General features: G+C 69.7%; 4 protein-coding genes. 2 read left to right on the top strand and 2 right to left on the bottom strand.

Annotated features, from left to right (window positions below):
• Positions 1–270 precede the first annotated feature (270 nt).
• Positions 271–738, top strand: coding sequence for a winged helix-turn-helix domain-containing protein (locus tag ACFE7U_RS05235; RefSeq protein WP_375408677.1), 468 nt, complete (start codon positions 271–273; stop codon positions 736–738).
• 15 nt (positions 739–753) lie between these two features.
• On the opposite strand, the gene ACFE7U_RS05230 is transcribed toward ACFE7U_RS05235, so the two are convergent.
• Both ACFE7U_RS05230 and ACFE7U_RS05225 read right to left on the bottom strand, forming a co-directional pair.
• The gene (locus ACFE7U_RS05230; RefSeq protein ID WP_375408676.1) at positions 754–1,404 is read right to left on the bottom strand and encodes a FecR domain-containing protein; all 651 of its coding nucleotides are present in this window, start codon (positions 1,402–1,404) and stop codon (positions 754–756) included.
• A gap of 7 nt (positions 1,405–1,411) precedes the next feature.
• A complete protein-coding gene (locus ACFE7U_RS05225; RefSeq protein WP_375408675.1) occupies positions 1,412–2,749 on the bottom strand; it encodes an EAL domain-containing protein in 1,338 nt (445 codons plus the stop codon).
• A 292-nt stretch (positions 2,750–3,041) separates the two neighbouring features.
• Here ACFE7U_RS05225 and ACFE7U_RS05220 point away from each other — a divergent pair.
• Positions 3,042–3,412: CHASE2 domain-containing protein (locus ACFE7U_RS05220; protein ID WP_375408674.1), on the top strand; the 371-nt coding region annotated here is incomplete at its 3' end.

The following is a 3,412-nucleotide window of genomic DNA, read 5'->3' as shown; positions in this document are numbered from 1 at the left end:
TTCCGCCAGGCCTTCAAGGCCGACGTCGCCCACCTGCACGAGGTCTTTCCGCGCCTGCCGATCGAACTCGACGACAACGGGATGCTGCTGCGCCCGGCCGATGCCTCGACCCTGCTCATCCCGCCGCGGACCGGCAAGGCCGGCCGCCGCCCCGCGAGCGATGCGGCGTGATCGCTACTCCATTTATTCGGAATGTTCCTATCATTCCGGCGTGAACAGTTTAGGATCTCCGGGCCGCCGTCACGGTCGGCGCTCACCCGGCGGGCCAAGATGGCGTTCCTGACACAGGCCGAGGCCGAAGCACGCCTCGAGGAGTTGCGCGAACAACGGGACGCGCTCGACCGCGCGATCGCCGATTGTCTCGCCTTCCTCGAACTCGGCCGGCGTCTGCAATCCCGCCAACCCGCAGTGCCGATCTCCTATCCGGTGCCGAGTCCCATCGAAGACCGGGACGCGCTCGCCTCGGCGGCGCGTCAGCGCGGGCGGGCGATGATCGCGGCCTGCGTGGCGATCCTGCGCGCAGCGGGCCGGCCGATGCATGCCGGCGAGATCCTCGAACGGCTCCGCGCGGAGGGCTTCGCCCTGCCGGGCGCCGATCCCGTGGCCTCGCTCAACACGCGGCTGTGGAAACGCTCCGGCGCCGGCGGACCGTTCCGCCGTCTCGGCGACGCGATCTACGATCTGGCGCCGGACGGCGACGCCCCGTCGACCGGGAAAGCGCGGGCGGCACCCGGATAGGGCGCCGCCACCGCGTCAGCGGCCGGGCTTGAAGCTGATGGTGGCCACCGCGCGCTTGGTGCGGTCCTCCGGCCAAGGTGCTGCTCTCTCCGGCGCACGGCCGGCATACACCATGGTGCCCTCGCCTTTGCGCAGCGTGACGCTGCCGCGCGCCGTCTTCAGGGTCACGAGGCCGTCGAGCACGAGCACGCCGTAGCCGCCGTCGATGGCGCCGCCCCAGACCGTGGTGCCGCGGACCCCGAGGGTTCCCACCGCTGTGCGGATGGCGACGTTGCCGCCGGTCGGCCCCTCGATCTTGCCGCCGACGAACAGGAAGGCGCCGCGGGCCACCGTCAAGCCGAGCTTTCCGCCCTGCCGGTCTGGCCGGTACACGAACTCGTCCACGGTGATCTTGGCGTGCTCGCCGAGCGTCAGCACGGTGCCGTCCGCGAGCTTGGATTCGAGACGGGACGCGCCTCCGGTGCGGATCATGTCGTTGAAATAGACCGGTCCCGTCGCCTGCATGTCGCGAGATTGGCCCTCGACGACGGCCACGGCCTGGCGCTCGACCTTGTCGACGCGGCCGACGACGCTGGCCGCCTGTGCCCCTGGCGAGGCGAGGGCGGTCGATGCGGCGACGAGGAGAATACGAACGGGGAAGGCACGAACGAGAAAGGGAAGCGTCATGGCGGGCCTATCCGGTCTTCAACAGTGAGGGTGTTGCATCCGCGGGAATCGCGGAGGGCTCCGACGTCATCGCTGCGTCCCGGCCGAGCCGGGCGCCGTAGGACTCGATGACCGTCAGGGTCTGGGCGAGGGGAACCGGGCGGCCGAACAGGTAGCCCTGGCCGAAAGCGCAGCCCATGGCCGTCAGGGCCTCGGCTTCGGCCGCGATCTCGATGCCTTCGGCCACGACCGGGATCGTCAGCTCGTCGGCGAGCCGCAGGATCGTCTGGACGATCTTGCGGCTGCGCGGGTCACCGAGCATGGCCTGAACGAAGGCGCGGTCGACCTTCAGGGTCGTGATCGGCAGGGTGCTGAGATAGCTCAGGCTCGAATAGCCCGTCCCGAAATCGTCGATGGCGATGCCCATGCCGGTGTCGCGGCACCGGGCGAGGGTGTCGGAGGCGCGCTTGGGGTCCCCCATCAGGATGCTCTCGGTGATCTCGAGCTTGAGGCTCTCCGGCGCCATTCCGCTCGCGGCCAGCATGGCGGCGACCATGGCGGGGAAATCCAGGAGGGCGAGATCGTGCCCCGACACGTTGACGCTCACGAAGGGCGGGCCCTCCGTCGCGCCCGGATGGCGCAGGGCCGCCAGCATGATCTCGGGCATGACCCGGCCGACCTCGTTCAAGGCCCACCGGGTGATCTCGACGATGAGGCCGCTCGCCTCCGCCACCGGGATGAAGGTCAGCGGCGGGATCATGCCGCGCTCGGGATGGTTCCATCGCATCAGCGCCTCGAACCCGGCCAGACGCCCCGTGTCGAGGCGTACGATCGGCTGGAAGAACAGCTCGAGTTCTCCCTTCTCCAGGGCACGGCGGAGTTCGCGTTCCATCACGAGCTGCCCGATCGCCTCCTGCATCCGGGCCGTCTGAGCCTCCCGGTCCGTCATCTCCGCCGCGTCCTCGTCCAGACGATTCCGGCTCGGCAAGGCAGGTCCCCGCACGAGGCCGGCATTGTTCAGGAGGGGAAGCATGTCGCGATAACGGGCCAGCACGACGCCCAGGCACATCCGCAGGATCGGGTCGAGCTGCGTGATGCGATGCTGGATCTGGTCCTCGGTGATCGGGATCAGGCTGCAATCGCAGGCGACGCGGGCGGAGGCCGACCGCGGCCCGGCATCGAGCAGCGCCATTTCCCCGACGATCTCGCCGGTGCGGCGGATCGCGAGATGCACCTCGCCATCCTCGCGCCGAAGGAAGATCTCGATCTCGCCGTCCATGATGAGATAGGCGGCCCGACCGGGCTCGCCTTCCTCGAACAGGACCGATCCCGTCGGGAGAGTGATGCGAGCATACGTGTTCGGCATGGGCGGAGATGCGCCTCGCGGCCCGCGGTGAGGGCGACCGAGAAACGATCGCAGAAGAAGTTTAAGCGAATCCCTCACACACCCTGCCTATCGGCGGGACCCGAAGGACCGGCGTGGGGGCGGAATGCCATCGGTCGTGAATCCTCGGCAGTCTTGCGCGAACATGGGCGGAAGCGTTCACGCCTGCATGGCAAGATCCGCCCCTGACTCCTCGGGACCGTGACCGGGCGATCCGCTCCTGCCGGACCCCGTCAGTCCCGAACTCGGCACTTGCTCCCGGAAGGTTGTCGTCATGCGCCGCGGCCTGAGACGCCTCTCGCCCGTCATCGCCGGTCTCGCCGTCGTGACGGGTCTCCTCGTGGTTCGGAGCGCCTTGCCCGACCCCTTCGAGCGGCTGCGCCTCGCCGGGTTCGACGTGATGCAGCGCGCCGCTCCCCGCTCCCTCGAGGAACCGGTCCCGGTCCGCGTGATCGACATCGACGACGCGACCCTGGCGCGCCACGGGCAATGGCCGTGGTCGCGCGATGCCGTGGCGGGGCTCGTCGACACCCTGCGCGATCTCGGCGCCGCGGCGATCGCCCTCGACGTGGTCTTCGCCGAACCCGACCGGACCTCGCCCCGCCGCCTCGCGGCGACGTGGCGGCAGGCCTATGGCTGGCAGGA

Source organism: uncultured Methylobacterium sp. (assembly GCF_964251405.1).
Classification (GTDB): Bacteria; Pseudomonadota; Alphaproteobacteria; order Rhizobiales; family Beijerinckiaceae; genus Methylobacterium.
Note: the sequence above shows the minus strand (reverse complement) of the source record. Positions and strands in the feature narration are given on the sequence as shown.